We start from the raw sequence: 22,408 nt of genomic DNA, 5'->3' as shown, positions 1-22,408 counted from the left end.
ACAGGAGACATGGGGATTCAGAAGAACGCACCCGCCGTCGGCGGCGTGCAGTCGTTCAAACTGCCCGACGTCGGTGAGGGCCTCGTGGAGGCCGAACTGCTCACCTGGTACGTGAAGCCCGGCGACGAGATCACCGTCAACCAGAACCTGTGCGAGATCGAGACGGCCAAGGCCGTGGTCGAGCTGCCCAGTCCGTTCGCGGGCACCGTGCGGGAGCTGCTGGTCGAGGAGGGCCAGACGGTGGACGTCGGCACGGTGATCATCACCGTGGACGACGGCAGCGGTGGTTCCGGCGCGGCCGAGTCGGCTCCCCCGGCCGCGGAGGAGACCGAGGAGCGGGAGAAGCCGCTGGTCGGCTACGGCGAGAAGGCGGGGGCCACCCAGCGCCGCGCTCGTCGCCGCCCGACCCCGTCGGCTCCGGTGTCGCCGCCCGCCCCGAAGCCCGCCGCGGTGGCGCCGGCCGCTCCCGCCGAGCCCGCCGCCCCGGTCGCGCCCGCGGTTGCGGCCGGTGGGCGCCCGCTGGCCAAGCCACCGGTGCGCAAGCTCGCCCGCGACCTCGGGGTGGACCTGGCGTCGGTGACGCCGACCGGCCCCGGGGGGATCGTGACCCGCGAGGACGTGCGCGCGGCGGCCGAGCCCGCCGAGGCTCCGGCCGCTCCGGTCGCCGAGGCCCCGGCCGTCACGACCGACCGGGCCGCCCGTGAGCGGCGGATCCCGATCAAGGGGGTGCGCAAGCACACGGCGGCGGCGATGGTCGGCAGCGCGTTCACCGCGCCGCACGTCACCGAGTTCCTCCAGGTGGACGTCACACGGACGATGGAGGCGATCACACGCCTGCGCGAGCGGCCCGACTTCGCCGACGTGCGGGTCTCGCCGCTGCTGCTGGTGGCCAAGGCGCTGCTCATGGCGATCCGCCGCAACCCGGAGGTCAACGCGTCCTGGGACGAGGAGAACCAGGAGATCGTGGTCAAGGACTACGTGAACCTGGGGATCGCGGCCGCCACCGACCGGGGTCTGGTGGTGCCCAACGTCAAGGACGCCGACGCCAAGACCCTGCCCGAGCTGGCCGGGGCCCTGAAGGATCTGACCGACACGGCGCGGGCGGGCAAGACGAGCCCGGCGGACATGTCCCAGGGCACGATCACCATCACCAACGTCGGCGTGTTCGGCGTGGACGCGGGCACCCCGATCATCAACCCGGGCGAGGCGGCGATCCTGGCCTTCGGCCAGATCCGGGAGATGCCGTGGGTGCACGAGGGTGAGCTGGCGGTGCGCAAGGTGACGACGCTGTCGCTGTCCTTCGACCACCGGTTGGTCGACGGCGAGCTCGGCTCCAAGGTGCTGCGGGACATCGGCACCGCGCTGGAGGACCCCGAGCTGACCGCCCTCGCCTGGGGGTAGCCGACCCTCCTCGGAGCCCGGGCTCCGAGCGCTGGACCGGTGTGGTGCGGCCCTTCGCGCGTGAACGAGGCCTCCGGCGGACGGATCATCCGTCCTCCGGAGGCCTCGTGCCGTCCCGACCCCGGCCGAGCCGGACGCGGTGGCGGGGCCCGCCCCCCAAGGGGGAGAGGGACGGACCCCGCCATTGGGGTATTCCCGGACGGGCGTTGACCGACACATGGCGTGTGCGCTCCGTTCTGCTCCGGGGTCAGCCCAGCGGCCAGACCAGGTGGTAGCGCACCCCGATCAGCACGACGAACAGCGCGGCCACGATGACCAGGGTGTGGTGGACCCGCCAGGCCGCCGACCACCAGCCGCGCCGCCAGGCCAGAGCGGTGAGGACCAGGGCCGCGAGAGTGGCCGCAGCCCCCAGGGTCAGGGGAACCAGCAGCACCGGTGAGTCCGCGAAGAACAGGGCGAGCAGCAGGTTCGGGTCGGTGAACAGGTAGGCGAACATACCCACGGTGGCGAACGCCCCGAGGGCGGCGAGCGCGGCGCACCAGCGCGCGGCGGCCGCGCCCCGAGGAGGGCTGGGACGGCGCCGGAGCAGGCGGACCAAGGCCAGCGCAGGCCACACCAGCACAGTCGCCAGCACGAGGAGGGCCGCTCCGATCGCGATCGCGTGGACCCGGGGCGAGTCCGGCCACGCCACGCGTTGGTAGGCGGTCGTGGGGTTGGTGTCGAAGGACAGCCCGGTCACCTGATCGTTGGCCGTGATGAACCCGATCCGGTCTCGTCTTTCCCGTTCCTCGAACAAACCACCGCCGAGGGGCAGGAACCGTTGTTCGGGCAGACCGACGGAGTCGACCACCACGGCCCCGTCCTCCCCCTGGCGCACCCGCACCCAGGACAGCAGCGAGTACACCGAGGCCGGACCGCTGGTGGTGCGGCGGGTCGCGACGTACGTACCCGCGTACCCGCCCGGTGGCACGGCGGCTTCCTCCTCGGCCGGGCCCGGACCGGCGGAGGGACCCGTTCCCAGCGGCTCGGAGCTGTCTGTGCCGGACCCCTCGGCGACGGGTGCGAACTCTTCGATGAACGCCTCACTGAGGGCCATGCGCATGTCCCGTCCGTCCGCGTCGGTGGTCCCGTCGCCGTTGATCGCGACATGGAAGCCGACTTCGGCCTCGGGGACGACGACGAACATGCTGTGGAACCCGAACAGGTCCCCGGCGTGGCCGACCACGCGGGGCCGGTCCAGTCGCCACTCCCAGGTGCCGTAGCCGACCCCGGTGACCTCCGGGTGCCCGCCCGCCTGACGGTCCAGCATCGCGGTGACGGACTCCTCCGACAGCACACGTTCGCCGTCGAGCTCCCCGCCGTTGAGGACGGCCTGGAGGAACCGTGCCATGTCCGAGGCGGAGGCGATCGCCAGTCCGGAGGGTTCTCCACCCAGGTGGTAGCCGGTGACCGGGGTGCCGTCGGAGTGGTGGGCGACGGGCAGGTCGTGTGCGCGGGCCAGCTCGTGCAGGGGGCCGAACGCGCTGTCCGCCATGCCGAGCGGCTCGAACACGTGCGTGCGGACGTACTCCCCGAACGGCGTACCGGACACCTCCTCGACGATGAGCCCGGCCAGGTTGAGGGAGTGGTTGGAGTAGGCGACGAACTCGCCGGGTTCGAAGATCCGTCGGGGTTCGGCCGCCGCGACGTGGTCCGGCAGGGATGCCAGCTCCGACGGGTCGAACGCGCCCTGTCCGGCGATCGCCTCCTCGAACCCCGCCGTGTGGGTGAGCAGGTGGTGGGTGGTGACCGGACGCCCGGAGGGGGTGGCGGGGACCCTCGCGTTCTCGGGGAGGTAGGCGTTGACGTCCTCGTGGAGGTCGATCCGTCCCTCCTCCGCGAGCTGGAGGACGGCCACGGCGGTGAACACCTTGGCGATCGATCCGACGGGGAACACGTGGCGGTCGGGGTCGACCTCGCTCCCGTGCTCGGCGTCCGCGTGTCCGTAGCCCCCGTACCCCGTCCGTTCGCCGCTCGACACGATGGTGGCCACCGCCCCGGGGACTCCGTACTCCTCCAGGAACTCGGGTACCCGCGTGTCCAGGAAGCTCTGCGCGTCCACGGGTTCGCCCAGTTCCTCGCCGCTTCGCGGCGCGTGGCCGCCGGAGACCGGCGCAACCCCGGCGGCGGCTCCGGGAACCGCCCACGTGGCCAGGAGTACCCACGCCAGCATGGCGGACAGCGCGGTCACCAGTATGGGGAGAACGCCCTGCGGACAGGGGACATGGCGGAGCGGCACGGTCACCTCCGGAGCGCGGGGGGTTGCTGTCGGTTACCACCGTAGGTCGGAGGAGGGGCGTTGAGGGGTTGTCCACAGGGGGAATCCGCACCGCGAACCAACACAGTGTTGCTTGCGTCGTAGTTGTCGTTGGCAAGCGAAAACACTGTAGGAGTCAATCGCATGAACGCGCCGCGGAGCGGAAACACGTCACGCCCCCTGACCGCCACCGCGCTGGTGGTCGCGACCGCGCTGGCACTGTCCGGCTGCGGAGTCGTCCCCGACATCACCAACCTCACCGGCGGCAGCAGCCCGGAGCCGCCCGAACCGTCGCCCGGTCCGAGCCAGGAACCGGAGCCCCCCGAGCCCACGCCCGAACCCGTCGAGGTCGACTTCCCCTACACCCGTGAGGGGCAGATCTTCCAGGACACCGGCCAGGACTCCACGCTCCGCTTCTCCGTCACGGGCCTGGAGCGCACCGACGAGTACACCGTCCTGTACACCGAGAGCACCTACATCGACCACTTCCGGGGCCGGAACAGCAACCTCGCCATGCCGGACACCCTGGTGGACCCCGTCAGCGGACGGGCCTTTCGCGCACTGCTGGACGAGGACGGCGACCGGTACGGCTCCGTGGCACCCCGGGACGGGCGCTACTACCCCGTCGAGGTCGACGCCACCAACCGGTACCGCTGGTACTTCCCGCGCCTTCCCGACGAGGTCACCCAGGTCACGTTCGTCGGCAGCGGCCTCGGCGCCATGACCGGCATCCCGGTGGTGGACGTCGACGAGGAGCGTCCCGACCCCGAGGCCCCCAACGGCGCCGATCCCGACTTCGACCCCGAGTCCGGCGACACCGTCGAGTTCGAGAACCGGCGTCCCGACGCCGAGGCCGTGGAGCACGTCGGGGAGATGGAGAGCTTCGTCGACTCCGACGTCGCCTCCACCACCCGCGACGGCGACACCGAGACCGTCGCCCTGCGCTCCGACGTCATGTTCGCCTTCGACTCGGCCGAGCTCACCGCGGAGGCCGAGGACGTCGTCCGGCGCGCCGCCCGGTCGCTGGAGCACAACATCGACCCCGACGACCCGGAGGTCACCGTGATCGGCCACACCGACGGCCGCGGCTCCGACGCCTACAACCAGGAGCTGTCCGTCGAGCGGGCCGAGACCGTCCGGGAGGTCCTCGCGGAGGAACTCGGTGAGGGGTACGACTTCACCGTGGAGGGGCGCGGGGCCACCGAGCCGGTCGCCGAGGAGGGCGGCGCTGACGACGAGGAGGCGCGTGCCCGCAACCGGCGCGTGGAGTTCTCCTACCGCGTGGACCGGTCCGGTGACGCCAGGACCGGGAACGATCGCGACGACGAGGCCCTGGGCTCCAGCGAGCGCAGTGTCTTCCCGCCCGCCGCCTTCGTCGAGGACGACACCGCCGAGGTGGTCGCCTCGGTCACCGAGGGGGACGTGCGGATGGACGTGCACCCGCTGCGGCGCGACGGCGCCTACGTGATCAGCACGGTGTCGCTGACCAACACCGGTGACGAGCCGGTGCTGCCCGACATGGGCGGGGAGGACGCCGTGTCCCCGGGCGGACCGACCGAGTTCAGCCAGGGCGCGCTGGGCGGCTTCCAGCTTCTGGAGCCCGACACCGACCTGGTCCGCTACGTCACGCTGTTGAACTTCGGCGGCGACAGCTACGCGGGCTTCGCGGAGGAGGTCCACGAGATGCAGCCGGGCAACACGTACCAGCTGGTCGCGGTGTTCGCCGCGCCGCCCGCCGAGGTCGACCGGGTCACCCTGCGCGCCGGGTCGTTCGGGGAGGTCGAGGACGTGCCGTTCACGGAGTGACGGAGGCCGGGCGAGACGGGCCGTCGGCCGCCCCGCCGGGAGCGCACCCGGCGGGGCGTGGCCGTGTCAGCCCAACAGGAAGGTGACCCCGAACAGGACCGGGATGGTGAGGAGCGTGGTGATCAGTACGACCTCGCGTGCGAGCCCCTCCCCCGTCCGGTGCTGGACGGAGTACGTGAAGACGTTCTGCGCGGTCGGCAGGGCGGCGAGCACGACCACGGAGAACAGCGTCGTGCCGGTCAACCCGAACGCGAACGCGCCGATCGCCCACGCGACGAGCGGTTGCGCGAACGACTTGAGCACGACCGCGACGAACACGGGACCGCGTTCCGGACCGCGCCCGGGGAGGCCGCTTCCGTGCAACGAGATCCCGAACGCCAGCAGCATGGCGGGCACGGCCATACCGCCGACGAGGTCGAACGGTTCCATGAGCGGCGCGGGCGGGGGCCACCCGGAAGCGGAGACCAGGACACCGGCGAGCGACCCGATGACGATCGGGTTGCGCGCCGGGGCGCCCAACGCCCGCCGCAGGACCGGGCCCACCCCGCGCACTCCCCCGTGGGACAGGTCCAGGACGGTGAGCCCCAGGGGGGTGAGCGCGAGCAGCTGCATGAGGAGGATGGGCGCCACCAGGGACGCGTCGCCGAGCACGTACGCGGCGATGGGGATGCCCAGGTTGCCCGCGTTCACGTAACAGGCGCAGAGGGTACCGACAGCGGAGCGGCCCAGCCCCCACCCCCGGACGGCGGCGACGAAGGCGAACGCCAGGCCGATCGTCAGCACGGTCAGGACGCTGGCCAGGGCCGAGGTCGACACCAGGGAGGAGAGGTCGGCGCGCGAGAGGATCGTGAACAGTAGCGCCGGGCTGGCCACATAGAAGGCGAGCCTGGTGAGGACGTCCTTGGCGCCCGGTCCCAGGAGGGGGATCCGTCCCAGCATGTAGCCGATGACGACGACGCTGGTGATGACGCCGAACCCTACGACGACCCCGGACAATCGGCGCTCCTCGTGCGAAACCGCGACACGGCGGGAGAAACGCTATCCGAGCTGGTGCGCCGACGACACGCCGGGGGTCAGGGGAACACGGTCACTCCCCGGAATCCGGGCTGGGGGCGTCCGACGGGTCGGCCTCCTCCTCGGCGGCCTCCTCCTCCGCTTCCGCCTCGGCCGCCGCGGCGGCCGCGCGGTCAGCGGCACGGGTGGTGCACACCTCCTCCGCGGGGGCCGAGGAGCCGTCGACGGCGACCACGGTGAAGCAGTACTCGCCGTAGGTGTCGGTGGTGGTGATCTGAGCCGAGGTCACCCCGGCACCGGTCCGGGCCAGGGTCGTGGGTTCGAGGTTTCGCGGTCCGCCCACCACGAAGAAGGGCGCGGTCCCGCCGCTGTTGTCGGTCCAGCTGAGCTGGACGGCGTTGAGGGTGTCCGCCAGGCGCACGTCCGTGGGAGCGTTGATCGGTTCGGGGACGGTCGGTTCGACTATCCCGTCCGCGCCGTCGCCGGTGGCTTCCTCGTCCCCGGTGGCCTCGTCGGTTCCGGGGCTCGGCTCGGCGGCGGGCTCCTCGGGCTCGGCGGCCGAGAGGATCGGCGTCTGGGGCCCGGTCGACGCGAAGGCTCCGGAAACGGAGGTGAGCAGCAGGATTCCGCACACGCTCGCTGCGAGGTGGAGGTGTTTGCGCCAGCGGGCCTGGGAGACGTCCGGCTCGTGGAGGGCGGGCCACTCGGGGGTCTCGTCCCTCCGGGCGGCGGCCCCGTCCTCGGGCAGGCGGCCCGACTCGGTCGTGCCGCTCCACCCCTCCACGCGCGACCAGGCGAGCAGCGGGGAGATCTCCTCGCCGCGCAGCTTGGCCATCATGATCTCGGCGGTGCCACCCGCGTTGGTGGCGGGAAGCCTGCTGCCGCTCTGGTCGTCCCCGGGCGCCGCCGTGGGCTGGTCGCCGCGCAGTTGCCGGGCGCTGTCGAGGCGCGTCGACGCGGGCGCGGGCGGGTGCTCGGCGGGGTGGGGAGGGGCCGCGGGTGGGGCCGGGGCTTCGGGGGTCTGCCGCGGCCACAGGGGGGCGTTGGGCGCGTGTCCGGGGGCCGACACCGCGTAGGGCGGTGTGGGGAGGTGCTGCTGGGGCGTGTGCGCGGCCTGTTCCCCGCTGGGGACGGAGTACGGGGACGGGTGCGGTGCCTGGGCCCCGGAGGGTGCGGTGTGCGGACCGGGGAAGGGGGGCTGCGCGCCGGAAGGAGCCGCGTGGGGCTCCTGGGGTGGGGTCCGCGCACCGGTGTGGGGCGCCTGCTCCCCATCGGCGACAGGGTGGGAGGCCTGTGGTCTCGATGGCGGCACCTGCGCGTCGGGGTGAGCGGCCGCGGCGGGGTGGGGTGGTTGGGGTTCGTGGGGGGTGTGCGCGGCCTGTACGCCACCGGGGACAGCGTACGGGAATGGGACCTGGGATACCTCAGCGCTGGAATGGCCAGTTGTGGTGGGGGGATACGGCTGGGATTCCTGAGGCGTGTGTGACACCTGCTCGCCCTGGGATGAGAGGGGAGGCGTCTGTGGTCCCGGGTGCGGTGCTTGGGCCCCGGAGGGTGCGGTGTGGGGTCCTGAGAGTGGTGCCTGGGCCCCGGAGGGTGCGGTGTGCGGACCGGGGAAGGGGGGCTGCGCGCCGGAAGGAGCCGCGTGGGGCTCCTGGGGTGGAGTCTGCGCACCGGTGTGGGGTGCCTGCTCCCCGCTGGGTACGGGGTGCGGGTACGGGTTCTGCGGCCCCGCGGGCGGTGCCTCGGGGGCGGTGGTCGGCAGCACCGAGGTCGGGGGCTGAGCCCCACCGGGCACCGGGGGCGGGTCGACGGGGGCGCTCGCCCCGGTCAACGGAGCCTGGGCACCGCTGGGACCGGAGACCGTCGTCGCCGGTCGCGACGTGCGTGCCTGCTCGAACGCGGCCGCGAAGTCCGCCGCGCTCTCGTGCCGCTCCTGCGGGGCCTTGGCCAGGGCGCGCGAGAGCACACCGCGGAGCTTGCGGGAGATGTCCTGCCGTCCGACCGGCGGGGCCTCCTCGGTCAGCACCCGCCGCGCGTACTCCTGCGCGTCGAACCCGTCCCCGACGGTGAACGGCGTACGGCCGACGAGCATCGTCCAGATCGTCGACGCGAGCTGGTACACGTCCGAGGCGGCCGTCCGCGGCTCGCCGCGCAACGCCTCCGGGGGAGCGTGCAGGAACGACTCCGAACCCGGCGGCGGCGGGGGCACGGCCGCACCGATCGGGTGAACGGAGCCGAAACCGGTCAGCACCGGGGTACGGCCCGCCCTCAGGACATTGCCCGGGCTGACGTCGTTGTGCACCAGACCCCGACCGTGCATCGCGCCCAGGGCCGCGGCCGCGCTCCGGGCGACCGCCGCCGCCTCCTGGATCGGAGCCGGCCCCCTGGTCGCGAGCATGTCGGCGAAGGAGCCGTCCGCGTAGAACGGCAGGACCACGAACAGGTCGCCCTCGGCCGTGGTGCCCGCGTCCAACAGAGGCACCACGCCGGGCACCCCACTGAGGTCGCGCAGCCGGTCGAGCTCCGCGCGCCCCTGGGCGGCGGGCAGGACCTTGAGCACGACGTCCGCACCACTGGTCGCACGCGTCGCGCGGACGATCCTGGCACGGCGCCCCTGGCGCAGTACGGCGGACGTGTCGTATCCGGGCGCCCATGCGGCGTGGTCGGAGCCGGACATGAGTGAGCGACCCCCTCGTGGTGTTCGTGGCGGAGGCCCCAGCGCTCAGGCGTGGGGGATGGTGACGCGGTGGGTCAGGGCAGTTCCGGCAGGCGCGGGGCGTCGAACGCGGGGTCCTGCACCACCTGCTGCCGGAACGTTCCGAACCCACGTTCCTCGTTGACCTCCTGCTGGCGGCCGAACGCCCCGATGAGAGCGATGACGCCGCAGATCAGGGCGGTGAGGATGAGACCGCCGATCACCGCCGGCCACACCTGCTGACGGCGCCGCCAGTAGCGGCTGGAACCGTACAGCAGAGCCGACCGCAGCTGGCGGTGCCGCAGGGCGTCCGCCTGGAGGACGTACTTCTCCTCGTCGGGCGTGTAGTGGAACGCCTCGGGGAGTTGCGGGTCCGGATCCGCTGGGGTCGGTGGGGACGGCGTGGGGGAGGACATCGCCGATCAGCCTACTAGAACAGACTGTTCAGGTAGTTGCTCAGACGGCCGTACTTCTCGGCGGTGCCGCTGGTGGCCTCGATCATCTTCGAGAAGGCGGAGTTGACCTCGGCGAAATGGGAGTCGAACTCCTGGGCCTTGGCCTGGAACTGCGAGCTGCCCGAGCCCTCCCACTGGTTGACGGTGCTCTCGGACTGCTCGTTGATCTGGCTCATGATCGCGGTGAAGCGGGCCAGGTGCGCCTGTTGGTCGGAGGCCAGGCCCTCCAGTTGGCCGACATTGCCGTAGACGTCGAACTGGTTACCCATGACTGCGCGCCTTTCTCGTGGCGGGGAAGAAGGTGGGGGAGCGTTAGGCGTTGATCGGGCGGGCGAGGCCGCCGAGGTCGTTTCCGGCCTGCGAGAGGTCGTCGGCGGAATCCTGGTCGGTGATGTTGAACTGCTGCTGACCCTCGTTCAGCTTGATGCCGTTCTGGCTGCACCAGGTCATGAGCTCGTCGAACCGTTCGGTGAGGGCGTTGCGCGCCGCGCGGAAATCGTTGAGGGCCTGACCCTGCAGGGCGTCGCCGTCGTTGGACATGTCCTGGATGAGCTGGTTCATCTGGGTACGGAGACCGTCGGATTCCTGTCCGAGGTTCTCCCCACCCGTTCCGAGTGCGTTGACATTCTCAAGACCGGCGTGGTTGGACATCTGAACCCTTCCGGGGGTGGGAGAGGAGGTGTGAGGTGTGCCCGTCCTCCGTGGGCAGGGTGTTCCCCCAGGGGCGGAACACGGGAGGAGGGGAGATTACGGACGATAGTAAGGATCTCATCTGCGGGTCAATGACCACGCACCCTTCGCGACATCGCGGCCGGATTCGGCCAATGTGGTGTTATTCATCGTGGGTTCACGGCTGGCCGTCACCGCAGTCGACGTAGTCGACGACGCTCGCCTCGTACGCCTCCGGGGTGTCCAGGGTTTCCCAGTGTTCGTCCATGTAGGCATCGACGAACTCCTCACCGGACACGGTCTCACCGCACCACGTGACCTCGTTGTGGTACATGGCGTCTCCGAGGGCTCCGTCGACCTGGTTGAGGCTGGTGGACCCTTGGGTGTTCCACTCGTCCTTGTCCAGCTCGACGTAGTACCCGTCGTCGTTCTCCTTGACGAGGCGGGAGTAGAACAGTCGGTCCCGCGTGGTCCCCATGTTCGCGATGACCTCGTCCGGGTCGCCCTCGGTGAACATACGGTCCAGCGTGCGCACACTGGCCTCGCGCTCGACCCAGGAGCGCGAGACGTACTCGGTGGTCGGCTCCTCATCCGGGGAGGCCCCCTCGTCGTTCGCGGGGGCCGAGCACGCGGCCAGGGCCAGGCAGGCGCACAGGGCTGTGGTCAGGAGGGCCGGTTCACGGCTGGCCGTCACCGCAGTCGACGTAGTCGACGACGCTCGCCTCGTACGCCTCCGGGGTGTCCAGGGTTTCCCAGTGTTCGTCCATGTAGGCATCGACGAACTCCTCGCCGTTGACGGGTTCACCGCACCAGGTGACCTCGTTGTTGTACATGGCGTCCGCGAGGGCCCCGTCGATCTGCCCGGAGTTGTGGACCGCCTCGGTGTTCCACTCGTCGTTGTCCAGCTCGACGGCGTATCCGTCCTCGTCCTCCCGGACGATCGCGGTGTCGAACAACCTGTCCCTCTTGTCGCCGATGTTCTCGACGACCTGGTCTGGGTCGCCCTCGGTGAACATGCGGTCCAGCGTGTGCACCATGACCTCCCGTTCGACCCAGAAGAAGGAGACGTAGTCGCCGACCGGCTCCTCCTCGGTCTCGGGTTCGGGGGTCGAACAGGCGGACAGGACCAGGCTCGTGGCCAGGGTGACCGCCGTGAAGGCGGGTACACGGCCCCCGTGCAGAGTCAACGGTTCCTCCGGATCGTGTCGACGACGGTCTGTGGCCAGCCGCGCATCACTCCTCCTCTTCCTCCTCTCGGCCTTCGAAGACACTGTTCGTGTCGTTGTAGGAGTTGTTGTACTGCTCGACGAAGTCGCCCACGCGCTGGTGGCCCGGCTGGGTACGGCCGTCGCTGGTGGTGACCTCCACGTCGTCCATGATGTTGCTGATGGCGCCGTCCATCCGGTCGAGGTCCTGGTTCTCGTTGTCCGTCCACTCGTTCGGGTCCTTCTCGACGCTGACCCTGACGGAGTCGTCGAAGACGAAGTCCTCCCCGATGTCCTCCGCGGTCAGCCGAACACCGTCCTGCCAGACGGTGAGAGCGCCGCCGTCGATCAGGGTGTGGAACTCGTCGGGGCGGATGACGTCGTTGAGGGCCTCAGGGTCGTGCTGTGACAGGTGGTCGAGGGCCTCGATCCGGAAGTTGCGCTCAATGTACTCGGCGCCGGAGAAGTCCGGATGGCGCGGGGAGACCTCGTACTCTCCGTCGACGATCGCCTCGACGATGCTGTCCTGTCCGAGTTCCAGACCCTTCGCCACGGCCGCGCCGATGACCGGGATCTTCTCCGACAGGCCGGTCGCCTCGCCCACGATGAACTCCGTGATCTGCGTCTCGCGATCGATCTGCTCGTCGAGGTCGGCGGTCCGGTCGGCGGACTCCCGGCGCAGGGCCTCCTCCAGAAGAGCCTGGAGCTGCCCCCCGCCGCGTGCCGTCTCCTCGTCCTGCCCGCTCTCGAAGTACGCGGCGGCCTCGATCTGCTGGTAGACGTCGACCGAGTTGACCACGCGTCCGGCGGTCTCGTCGTTGCCCATGAGCAGCTGCATGTACATGGCACGCTCCTCGGGCCCCATGGAGACGAAGTTCCTGCCCGGTTCGAAGTTCCCGACGCCCGTCACCGGCTCGTTGTCCTGGAGGACGTCGCTGTCGGCGAAGCTGTAGATGTAGGCGTCGAAGATGTCGGCGAGACCGTCGGCGAGTTCGCCGTTGAACTGGGTGAAGGACGCGTCGGAGTACTCGTTCTCCCCTTCGGTCACGTCGACCCCGGTGTTGACGAGGGCGTCGTGCATGTCGGGGTCGGTGAGGGTCTCCATGAACCCGGCGAACGCGCGCCCGGCCCGGCTGACCTCCAGGGGGTCGTCGCTGTTCAGGTCCTCGTGCACCCAGTCGATCAGCTGGCGGGCGGTGGCGCCGTCGTCGTGCCACTCGTAGGTGAGCGTGCCCTCCAGAGCCTGGGCGCGCATGTCGTCGTGGTAATCGATCCCCGGCTCCGGGTTGAGGTGGGTGCCCGTGAGCATGAAGTAGTTGGAGTCCTCGTTGCGGCTGGCCACGTCGATCAGGGCCGCCATCTGCTCGGAACTCGGCATGATCCCGTCCGGGTCGGGTGTGTCGCCCCAGTTGTCGAGGAAGGCCCCCATGGACAGGTGGAGGTTGGTGGACAGGCCGTACCCGGCCTCCAGGTCCTCGTCGGTGTGGGCGAGGAGAGCGGACAGGGACTTGAGGTCGTCCCCCAGCGTGACCGGGGTGTAGGGGATGCCGTTCTCGTCGTAGTCGACGGGGAGGGAGCTCTCCACGGCGGTCCGGAAGCTCTGGGGCAGCTTGTCGTAGCCGCCGCCGAGGTTCGGGTCGGAGAGGGCGAGCAGGCCGTCGCCGAGAACGCCCAGAGCGCGTTCGCGCTCCTCGTCGGTCATGTCGCTCTCGGCCATGAGGCCGGGGAGGGCGAGAATGCCCAGGCCGAGTCCGTCACCGTTGGTGTGCTCCTCCTCCAGCTGCCCGTAGAACTCCTCCAGGAAGTCGACCTCACGGGAGTTGAGCGGGGTGTCGTTCTCCTGGCCCCTCCGCGCGTTGGTGCCGATCATGGCCATCAGGGCCATGAGCTCCTCGTAGCGCTCGTCCAGGGGCTTGTCGCCGCTCCAGTAGCCGTTGAGCTCCTCGGCCCACTCGCGCGCGTTCTCGTCGGTGAGGAGGTTCTCGTCGATGAGCTGGGCGAAGCGCGCGGGGTCGAGGTTGTAGAACGCCCAGTCGGCGTTGCCCGCGTCGATGAGCCGCTGGACGTTGGCGGGGGTGGGGCCCTGTTCGAGCATCTCGCGGATGTCCGCGGCGTTGTCCTGGAGCTTCTGCCAGTTGGTCTCCTCGCGGGTGACGAGGGAGTCGCGGGTGGACTTGAGCCCGTCGTAGAGCTCACGGCACTTCGCTTCGTCCCCGGCGCCCCAGTCCGTCCAGAGGAAGCCGTCGGCCTCGGGGTAGGTGGCGGTGATCACCGCGTCCTGGTACTTGCCGGGGACGTCGCCCTCCTTGGCGCGGCGGTCGTTGTGCCAGTCGGAGACCTGGGCGCCCCACTCGTCCTTGAACTCCTCGATCATGTCCGCCCACATCTCCGCGACGGAGGCGACGTAGGTGACGGTGACCGCGGCGTCGCGCCAGTGCTGCTGGTCCTCCTCGGAGAGGTTCTTGATGTCCCAGCCGATGACGTCGGTGAACTGGGTGGCCGCGGAGTCGAAGCCGCCCTGGAGATCGTCGGCGCGTCCGAGCACCCGGGAGTTGAGTACTTCCAGGTCTCCGGCGCAGTCGTACATCGGACGGGACGTGTAGTCGACGTTGCGGGGGGAGAAGTCCAGATCGAAGGAGGCCACGGTCTTCCTTGGGAGTGAACGGGGAGGGCTGGGAAGGGGCGGGGCACGGCGTGGGCGGGGGTGGGACTGGTCCGCCGGGACGGCGGGGACGGTTCTAGAAGTTGATCTCCAGGCGCGCGTCCCAGGCGGAGTTGTAGTCCTCGGCGCCCTCCAGGTCGTTCCGGGCGATCTCGGACGCACCCGCCTGGATGTTGTTCGCGAGGGAGAGGCCGTGCTCCTGGACGTCGATGAGGTCCTGGGCGAACTCCTCCTTGAACGTGCGGAACCCGGCCACGACGTCGGTGTGGCCCGCGGCGGCCTCGGCGTCCTCCATGAGGAGGTCGAACATGTCGGCCAGCCCGGCCATGGCGGCCGCGAGGGTCTCGGCGTACTCGCCGCCCTCCATCGCCTCGATCGGGTTGGCGCCCGCCTCTGTGCTCATGGGGATCTCCTCCGTGGGTGCGGGATGACCAGGAGGACGGGTTCCGCCCTCCACACGCGAGTACCGCCTCGCCGGGGGGCGGCGGGACGGCCGGGGTCTGGGTCTGGGGCACGGGGTCAGACGCCCGAGAGTAGCGATGAGTTCCGTTGTGCGCGAGGTGTTCGCAGATGTTATCCGCGCCCGGAGTGTGCTGTTCGTCGGGTGTTCACGGCCCGGGCCGATCGCGGGAGGTCAGCTGGACGGGCTGGCGCCGGCCTCGTCCTCCGGGGGCTCCTCCGCCCAGCGGACCACGAGCGGGTAGCCGTCCATGGAGGCGTCGTGGAACCGGGGGAAGGCCTCCTCCGTGCCGGTCACCTCACCCTCCTCCAGGTCGACGCGGAACCACGCCTCCTCCGTCTGGAGCAGGACCGCGTCGCGCTCGGGCGCGGGCGCGTACTGGAGCACCGGGCCGCCACTGTTCTCCATGATCCGGGTGGCGGTGTGCGTCTGCCCGTCCACGGCCACCAGGTAGGCGCCCGCCATCTGCTGGGCTCCGGCCGGATCGTGGACCAGCACGGCGGTGCCCCCGCCCCACACGAGGCCGTCGTCGAAGGTCTGCCACTGTCCCTCGGCCGTGGTCAGGGACGCGTTGACGACGCTGCCGTTGGTCTGGCGGACCACCAGGGTCCGGCCGTCGGCGCCGGGCAGCTGCTGGGTCGGGACGCTGTTGCGGATGTGCAGTTCGCCCGCGGGCGTGAGCGCCCAGTCGCTCGGGCGCCGGCCCTCTCCCAGAGGGAGGGTGCCCTCCTGGTTGGGCGTGCCGCCCGGTGCGTCCAGCGGCACCGACATCACCTGGGGCGGCTGGACGTCCTGCTCGTTGTCGGAGACGTACCAGAGCCGGTCGCCGTGGATGACCGGTCGCGACACCACCTCGCCGGAGGAGGCGGTCACCGACTCGACCGGCTGGTACGTGATCATCGCGGGTGCCTCGCCCTCCTCGTCGGTGGCCTCGGCGACCGCGGAACCCTCGGCGTCCTCCGGATCGGTGAGCGCGGCGATGGTGATCGCGGACGGCTCGGTGGTCGCGTAGGCGAAGAACTGCCAGTCCGCGGAGAACTGGGAGTGCACCGGCAGGTCCGACGCCATGGGGTCCACCGCCCCCTCGGGAAGGCCGAGTTCGTGGACGGGCCGACCGGTCACGGGGTCGTGGAAGACGAGGACCTGGTCGGTCTCCGGGTCGCCGCCCTCGTACCCGCGGTGCAGCAGCGCGAGCCCGGCCAGTCCCTGCTCGGTGATCTCCTCCACGGTCTCCGGCGGGTCGTCCGAGTCCGTGGACGAGGTGTCGCAGGCGGTGACGGCCACCAGACACGCGGCCGACATGAGGGCGAGGGAACGCCGCACGAATCTGCCTTTCGGGGGAGGGAACGGTGGAGTTGCCACAAGTGGGACCAACCCGGACCCCCTATGGTTCCACCTCCGGCGGAGTGCTGCGGGCGCGGCGGCCGGAGTCGGCCACGGGACGGGAACGACATCACGCCTTCGCGGGCGCCGTCCGTTCCGGGCGGCACCGGACGAAGTCGAGCCAGGCAACGGTTCCGACGGGGCGGCCGCCACCGGCCGCCCCGCCCACGTTTCCCCCTACGCCGGGGGCTCGCTCCAGCCGACCTGCACCAGGTCGGGGCGCTTGCCGCGCAGCGCCAGCTGCGCCCGGCCCTGCGGCAGCGCCTTGGAGGCCACGCCGTTGGCCAGGCGGCCCTCCATCCGGTCACCCGAGAACAGCAGACCGGGTGTCGCCATGTCGCTGAGCGCCTGGAGCACCGGCTCGAACATCGCCCGCGCCGTACCGCCGGTGCGCCGGGCCGCGATGACGTGCAGGCCCAGGTCGGCGCCCTGCGGGATGTACGGCGCCAGCGGCGCGAGCGGGTTGCTGCGCGAGGCGATCATGTCCATGTCGTCCACGACGATGTACAGGTCCAGGCCCTTCCACCAGCTGCGCTCCCGCAGCTGCTTGGGGGTCACGTCCGGACCCGGCAGGCGCTGCTTGAGCGACCCCGCCAGGTTGTCCGCGACGGCCTTGGTCTGCTCCGCCGTGGTGCAGTACGCCAGAAGGTGCTCCTCCGGCACCAGTTCCAGGTGCGAGCGCCGGAAGTCGACCATGACGATGCCCAGCTCCTTGGCCGGGCGCTGGACGATCTGCTTGACCAGCCCGCGCAGCAGGGTCGTCTTGCCGGTCTGCGGGTCGCCGAACACCACCAGGTGCGGGTCCCGGTCCAGGTTGGTCGTGGCCGGGGCGAGCGAGCTCTCCGCCATGCCGAGCACCAGCTCGCGCATGCGGCCCTTGCCGCTCTTGCGCCCCTTGAGCAGCTCGTCGAGCTCCACCCGCTGGGGCAGCGTCCGCACGCCCTGCACGGCCTTCTGCGGCCAGCGCTCCCGGACCCGCTTGATCAGGTCGCGGATCCCGTCGGTCACGTCCTCACCGCTGGCCACCCCGTCCACCCGCGGCAGTGCCACGTGCGTGTGGTGCTCCTCCGAGGTCAGGCCGCGGCCCGGGGTGTCCTTCGGGATCTCCTCGGCGACCTTGCGGCCGATCCCCGAGTCCATCGGGTCACTGAGCCGCAGCTCGAAGCGCCCGCCGAACAGCGCCTGCAGCCGGGACCTGATCTGCGACGACGCCGCACCCGTCAGGATCGTGTGCACGCCCAGGGACGGACCCCGGGTCGCGATGTCCATGAGGAAGTCGTCGGCCGCGTCGAAGGAGTCCCGGACCGCCGACCACCCGTCGATCATGAGGAACAGGTCGCCGACCACGCTCGCGGGCAGCTTCCCGTCGGCCCGCGCCTGGCGCAGCGCCGCCGGGGAGTCCAGCTTGTGCTTGCGGAACACCCGTTGGCGTCGGTCCAGGTGCCCCGACACGTCGGTCAGGATCCGCTGCACCCGCTCCGGGTCGGCACGGCCCGCCACGCCCGCGACGTGCGGCAGTTCGTCCATCGCCTGGAGGGCGCCGCCGCCGAAGTCGATCGCGTACACCCCGACCCGGCCGGGCGGATACCGCCACGCCAGGCTGGCGATGATCGTGCGCAGCAGCGTCGACTTGCCGGACTGGGGCCCGCCCAGGACGACGATGTTGCCCTCGCCGCCGGTGAAGTCCAGCTCCGCGGGGATCACCCGCTGCTCACGCGGGATGTCGGTGAGACCGATGACCGCCTTGGCCTCGGCCGGGTCCGGCTCGGTGCCCTCGCCCTCCAGGTCGTCGGCCTCCCCGAGGTCGGCCAGCACCGAGTCGAAGGTCAGCAGCTCCGGCAGCGGCGGCAGCCACACCGGCCGCACGCGCTCGGCGCCCGAGGCCACCAGTTGGTCCACGGTCACCTGGAGGGTCGTGCGCTTCTCCTGCTTGGGCCTGCTCTCCTCCTCCTTGGCCCTGATCGATCCCACGAGCGAGTCGACCAGCGACCCCGTGCCCGTCACCTTCTCCAGGGCGTTGTAGGACAGCAGCGGCAGAACGGGCTCGTGCTCGTCCTTCTCCTCCCGCTGGGGCGGCTCGTAGGGCTGGGAGACCATGGCGGCCTTGAACCGCTCGAAGACGGAGGTGTCGACCTTGAGGTAGCCGGATCCGGGTTCGGGCGGCAGGTGGTAGGCGTCGCCCACGCCGATCGCCTCCCGGCTCTCCGCCTCGGAGAAGGTGCGCAGGCCCACGCGGTAGGACAGGTGCGACTCCAGGCCCTTGATCTTGCCCGACTCCAGGCGCTGGGTGGCCAGCAGCAGGTGCACCCCGATCGACCGGCCGATGCGCCCGATCGCGACGAACAGCTCCGCGAAGTCCGGATGGGCGGTCAGCAGCTCGGAGAACTCGTCGATGATGATGAGCAGGTGCGGCAGGGGCTCCAACTCGGGGTTGGTCTCGCGCGCCGCCTCGTAGGCGTGCAGGTTCGGCAGGTTGCCCGCGTTCTTCAGGATCTGCTGGCGCCGGAGCAGCTCGCCGAAGGTCGCCTCCCGGAACCGCGTCACCAGACCGTCGTCGTCGGCCAGGTTGGTGATCAACCCGGCGCTGTGCGGCAGCCGGTCGGTGTCGGCGAAGGTCGCGCCGCCCTTGAAGTCCACCAGCAGCAGCGCGAGGTTCTCCGGCGAGTGGTTGATGACCAGTGAGGCCACCATCGTCCGCAGCATCTCCGACTTGCCCGAACCGGTCGCGCCGACCACCAGCCCGTGCGGGCCCATGCCGCCGAACGCCGACTCCTTCAGGTCCAGCAGCACCGTGTTGCCGCTCGGCCCGATACCGATCGGGACCCGCAGGTAGTCGCCGGTGCTGCGCTTGCGCCAGGTACGCCGCGTGTCCAGCTGGGCGACGTCGGGCACGCCCAGGATCTCCGGCAGCCCGACGGTCTCGTGCATGGCGTCGTCGGAGTCGGTGACCGCGATACCGTACGGCGCCAGCCCGCGCGCCAGGCTCGTCAGGTGGGCGATGCTCGACCGGTCGGCCCTGCCCTCGATGGGGCTGCGGTCGGCCGCCTCGTCCGCACCCGGCAGTTCGGTGTCCTCGGTGAGGGTGCCGTCGGCGTCGACCGTCAGTCGCAGGTCCACCGCCTCCGGTTCCTCGCGGCGGTCGCTCACCAAGGCGATCACATGGATACCCAGGTCGGCCAGGGAGGTCACGGGCGGTTCGGCGTGCAGTCCGGACAGCGTCGACTGGTGCTCACCGTCGAGCACGACCACCAGCCGCTGTGTGCCGGGGCCCGGCGGCTTGCCGCGCCGCCTCTGGAGGTCGACCGTGCGGCGCTCGATCTCCTCGGACAGCAGTTCGGCGATCTGGACGGTGTTCCCGGCCACGAGCCGGGCGGGCATCGGGCCGTCCTTGGCCTCGTCGAAGGTGTTGTGCGGCAGCCACTTCAGCCACTCCCACGACGTGCGCATCTTGTTGTCGCGCACCACGCCGATCCGCAGGTCGTGCGGAGAGTGGAAGGTCGACAACTGCGCGATCATCGACCGCGCCAGCCCCCGCCCGGCCTCGCGGTCGCCGACGACCGACACCACGCCGTACTCGCGCAGCGGGAGCACCAGCGGCATCTCGGGCACGTCGCCGTACAGCTCGATGAGCTGGTCGGCGGCGCCCTGGCAGACGGGGTCGTAGACGATCAGCGGGTTGGAGTTGTCCACCTTGAGCTTCAACGCCCGGGCCAGCGGCCGGGTCCCCGAACCCGCGCGCACGTCCAGGAAGTCGGGATCGGACGCGCGCCGCTCCCAGCGCCGGGCGCGGGAGCGCGCGGGCTCGGTCAGCAGTTGCGGATCCGGGTGGCGGAAGGCGTTGTCCGCGCGCTGCGTGGCGGCCACGTCCCGGACGATCTCGCGCAGCTGGTCGAGGTAGTCGACGTACCGCTCCCGCTGTTCCCGGATCCGCTTACGGGGTCCGTTGTGCTGGGCGACGAACATGATGATGCCGACGACGACGCTCGCCATCATGATCATCACGCCCGCGACCGCCATCAGCGGGCGGTGGCCCATGGTGATGGACATCAGCAGGGAGCCCGACCCGGTGATGATCGGCATGATGATCATCGCGCCCGAACTCGAGGCGGGAGGATTCTCCGGCATCTGCGGCGGGGTCGCGATGACCAGAGGCGTGTTCCCAGGGGCAGTCGGGGTGCTGCGGGCGGGGCGGGGGACCGGTCTCGTCGCCACAGTGATCTCTTTCCGTCCACCGGCGGGGGTTGGGTGTCTGGGTGACTACGCTAGGAATGATCTCGCGAACACCGCGAATCACCTAATTCGCGTCGGTCTGTACCCCCGAGCGGAGATAACCCCCTACGGCGACGGCAAAGGAATCATGGGTGTGAGTGGATACTGCCGGGTTACGGTCACCGGACCGGACCGCTGGGCCGATCTGGCACTGCCCGGAAGTGTGCCCGTGGCGACGCTGATGCCGCGCATCGTCGAGGTGTGCGCTCCCCAGGAGGAGGGCACCGAGCCCGCGCACTGGGCGTTGACCACCGTCGACGGCTCCCCGGTCCGGCTGGAGGAGCCACTGGAGAGCGCCGGGGTCTACGACGGCGACGTCCTCATGCTCGACCGGCGGACCGCGCCCAGCCGACCCGCGCACGTGGACGACGTGCGCGGTGCCGTGGAGGACCGGGTCGACGAGACCGCCCGGATCTGGAACCCGACGACGACGCTCTCCTTCGGGCTCCTCGTGGCCGGAATCGGCCCCTTGCTGATGCTGCTGTTGATGATGTGGTTGCGACCCTCGGTCGGCCACCTGGGTGTGGCGAGCGTCGGCACGCTGTTCTCGATCGCGATCATGCTGCTCGCGGCACGGCGTCCGCTGCCCGCCGTCGCCCACGTCCTGTTCGCCGCCTCCTGCGTGTGGGGCGCGGTGACCGCCGTACTCGCCGCGGGCCTGGTGACCGCCGCGGGCGCCCTGGTGATGTCGGCGTTCGCGCTGGCCGGCGCGCTCCTGGTGGCCGGGGTCGGCTGGGCCCTGCACGAGACCGGGCTGGCCTACATCGCCGGGCTCGGCGTGATCACGGTGACCGCCGGGGTGCTGGTCGGTGTCGGGGCGTTCGTGGACCCGGTGCAGGGTGTCCGCGCGATGGGACTGGCCCTGGCCCTGTGCGTCGGCGCGCTACCGCGGGTGGCCATGGTGATGGGCGGCCTGTCCGGGCTGGACTACGAGGTGGGGCGCTCGGGTCAGGTCGCCACGGACCGTTTCGAGGACACCTTCACCAACAGCGACCGTCTGCTGCTGGGCATCGTGATGGGCGCCGCGATCAGCGGCGGCGCGGTCACCGTGCTCCTGACCTTCATGGCCGAGGGGCTGCCGGATCTCCTGCTCAGCGGTCTGCTGTCGGTACTGCTGATCATGCGCTCGCGCCTGTTCGACCGGATCCGCCACGTGCTGCCGTTGCGGCTCGGGGGCGTCCTGGGGATCGGAGCCGCGGGTGTGGCGGCGATCGGGGAGTACCCCGTGCTGGGCCCGTGGCTGCCGGTCGCGGTCCTGCTCGCCTGCATGGTCCTGGGCGTGCTGAGCTGGGTGCGCCTGACCGACGTCCCGCGCGCGTCGCTGCGCCGCGTCCTCAACGGGGTCGAGGTCGTGGTGATCATCGCGATGTGCGCGGCCCTCGCCTGGGGGATGGGCCTGTTCGCCTTCGTCGCGCGGATGTCCGGGGTGGAGTGACGGCGGTCCTCCCGCCACGGGTCCGGGACCGCGGCGCGCCGGGCGGACTCAGGGGCGCTCGGTCGACGCGCCGTCGGCGCCGGCCGGGTCCTGACGGGACGGTTCCTCCCGCCCCGACGGGGTGTTCGACGCCTCCACCACCGCCGTCGCCGCCACTCCTCGCGGGTTGGCGCACCGCCTCCGCCGCCGGGCCTCCCGGAGCGACACACCCACGATGCGGGTGGCCGCCGCCGCCGTGATCACGGCAAGGGGGAGGACGAGCCTGGCCGCGGGCTGGCGAATGGGATGGAAGCGGGCCCCCACACCGTCCAGGACGATGAACCCCGCGGGCCGAACCCGCGCGAAACCGCTGCCCCCGGCCCCGTCGGCGCCGGGGATACGGCTCGAACCGCCGCCCATGGTGCTGAGCGCGCTGACCCGCGCGACGGGGACGACGGTGGTCGCGCCCGACACCACCGGTTCGCCGAACACGGTGGCCGCCCTGGCCGCCGTGCCGGTGCCCTCCACCACGCGCACGAGCGCGTCCAGCGCGGGGCTGGAGCGTCGGGCGGGTGACGCGCCACCGGCGTTTCGGGCGGTGCGTCGGGCACGTCGGATCGCGGATCTCAGCATGGTCCTGCTCCCTCGCCGGTTTCCCCACACGCTACCGGGCCGC

At 71.1% G+C, this 22,408-nt stretch carries 16 protein-coding genes; 3 read left to right on the top strand and 13 right to left on the bottom strand.

What is annotated here, in order from left to right; genetic code table 11:
* The first annotated feature begins 9 nt into the window (after window positions 1-9).
* Entirely contained in the window at window positions 10-1,401 is a 1,392-nt protein-coding gene (locus KIK06_RS20755) for a dihydrolipoamide acetyltransferase family protein (RefSeq protein WP_268644772.1), read from the top strand.
* Window positions 1,402-1,648: 247 nt separating this feature from the next.
* On the opposite strand, the gene KIK06_RS20750 is transcribed toward KIK06_RS20755, so the two are convergent.
* Window positions 1,649-3,631, bottom strand: a complete 1,983-nt coding sequence (locus tag KIK06_RS20750; RefSeq protein ID WP_268644771.1) for a serine hydrolase domain-containing protein — start codon at window positions 3,629-3,631, stop codon at window positions 1,649-1,651.
* A 210-nt stretch (window positions 3,632-3,841) separates the two neighbouring features.
* Between KIK06_RS20750 and KIK06_RS20745 the strand changes: the two genes are divergently transcribed.
* Entirely contained in the window at window positions 3,842-5,503 is a 1,662-nt protein-coding gene (locus tag KIK06_RS20745; protein ID WP_268644770.1) for an OmpA family protein, read from the top strand.
* Window positions 5,504-5,569: 66 nt separating this feature from the next.
* Here the strand turns inward: KIK06_RS20745 and KIK06_RS20740 are convergent, their stop codons facing one another.
* From KIK06_RS20740 to eccCa, 11 genes are all read right to left on the bottom strand, one after another.
* Window positions 5,570-6,499, bottom strand: a complete 930-nt coding sequence (locus KIK06_RS20740) for an AEC family transporter (protein ID WP_017601263.1) — start codon at window positions 6,497-6,499, stop codon at window positions 5,570-5,572.
* Window positions 6,500-6,590: 91 nt separating this feature from the next.
* Complete coding sequence (locus KIK06_RS20735) at window positions 6,591-9,197, bottom strand: serine/threonine protein kinase (RefSeq protein ID WP_268644769.1); 2,607 nt, start codon at window positions 9,195-9,197, stop codon at window positions 6,591-6,593.
* Between the two features lie 74 nt (window positions 9,198-9,271).
* Window positions 9,272-9,631 (bottom strand): hypothetical protein, encoded by a 360-nt coding sequence (locus KIK06_RS20730; protein WP_268644768.1) that lies wholly within the window; start codon window positions 9,629-9,631, stop codon window positions 9,272-9,274.
* Between the two features lie 14 nt (window positions 9,632-9,645).
* Window positions 9,646-9,939: a WXG100 family type VII secretion target gene (locus KIK06_RS20725; protein WP_017601267.1), complete on the bottom strand. Its 294-nt coding sequence runs from the start codon at window positions 9,937-9,939 to the stop codon at window positions 9,646-9,648.
* 43 nt (window positions 9,940-9,982) lie between these two features.
* Window positions 9,983-10,321 (bottom strand): hypothetical protein, encoded by a 339-nt coding sequence (locus KIK06_RS20720; RefSeq protein WP_017601268.1) that lies wholly within the window; start codon window positions 10,319-10,321, stop codon window positions 9,983-9,985.
* 196 nt (window positions 10,322-10,517) lie between these two features.
* On the bottom strand, window positions 10,518-11,033 hold the full coding sequence (locus tag KIK06_RS20715) for a hypothetical protein (protein ID WP_268644767.1): 516 nt from the start codon (window positions 11,031-11,033) through the stop codon (window positions 10,518-10,520).
* Window positions 11,017-11,526 carry a hypothetical protein gene (locus tag KIK06_RS20710; protein WP_268644766.1) on the bottom strand — a complete coding sequence of 170 codons (510 nt, stop codon included), beginning with the start codon at window positions 11,524-11,526 and terminating at the stop codon, window positions 11,017-11,019. Before KIK06_RS20710 ends, KIK06_RS20715 begins: the two co-directional genes overlap by 17 nt.
* A gap of 46 nt (window positions 11,527-11,572) precedes the next feature.
* Window positions 11,573-14,188 carry a TPR repeat region-containing protein gene (locus KIK06_RS20705; RefSeq protein WP_268644765.1) on the bottom strand — a complete coding sequence of 872 codons (2,616 nt, stop codon included), beginning with the start codon at window positions 14,186-14,188 and terminating at the stop codon, window positions 11,573-11,575.
* A 94-nt stretch (window positions 14,189-14,282) separates the two neighbouring features.
* Window positions 14,283-14,609 (bottom strand): hypothetical protein, encoded by a 327-nt coding sequence (locus tag KIK06_RS20700; protein ID WP_017601270.1) that lies wholly within the window; start codon window positions 14,607-14,609, stop codon window positions 14,283-14,285.
* A gap of 231 nt (window positions 14,610-14,840) precedes the next feature.
* Window positions 14,841-15,989: a hypothetical protein gene (locus KIK06_RS20695; protein WP_268644764.1), complete on the bottom strand. Its 1,149-nt coding sequence runs from the start codon at window positions 15,987-15,989 to the stop codon at window positions 14,841-14,843.
* Window positions 15,990-16,226: 237 nt separating this feature from the next.
* Window positions 16,227-20,192: a type VII secretion protein EccCa gene (gene eccCa, locus KIK06_RS20690; RefSeq protein WP_442789830.1), complete on the bottom strand. Its 3,966-nt coding sequence runs from the start codon at window positions 20,190-20,192 to the stop codon at window positions 16,227-16,229.
* Window positions 20,193-20,412: 220 nt separating this feature from the next.
* On the opposite strand from eccCa, the gene eccD reads away from it, so the two are divergent.
* Window positions 20,413-21,753 (top strand): type VII secretion integral membrane protein EccD, encoded by a 1,341-nt coding sequence (gene eccD, locus KIK06_RS20685; RefSeq protein ID WP_268644763.1) that lies wholly within the window; start codon window positions 20,413-20,415, stop codon window positions 21,751-21,753.
* Window positions 21,754-21,801: 48 nt separating this feature from the next.
* On the opposite strand, the gene KIK06_RS29280 is transcribed toward eccD, so the two are convergent.
* Window positions 21,802-22,365, bottom strand: a complete 564-nt coding sequence (locus KIK06_RS29280) for a GerW family sporulation protein (RefSeq protein ID WP_327084658.1) — start codon at window positions 22,363-22,365, stop codon at window positions 21,802-21,804.
* Window positions 22,366-22,408 lie beyond the last annotated feature (43 nt).

Origin of the sequence: Nocardiopsis sp. EMB25 (genome assembly GCF_026797795.1) — a bacterium.
In the GTDB taxonomy this organism is placed as follows: Bacteria; Actinomycetota; Actinomycetes; order Streptosporangiales; family Streptosporangiaceae; genus Nocardiopsis; species Nocardiopsis lucentensis.
Note: the sequence above shows the minus strand (reverse complement) of the source record. Positions and strands in the feature narration are given on the sequence as shown.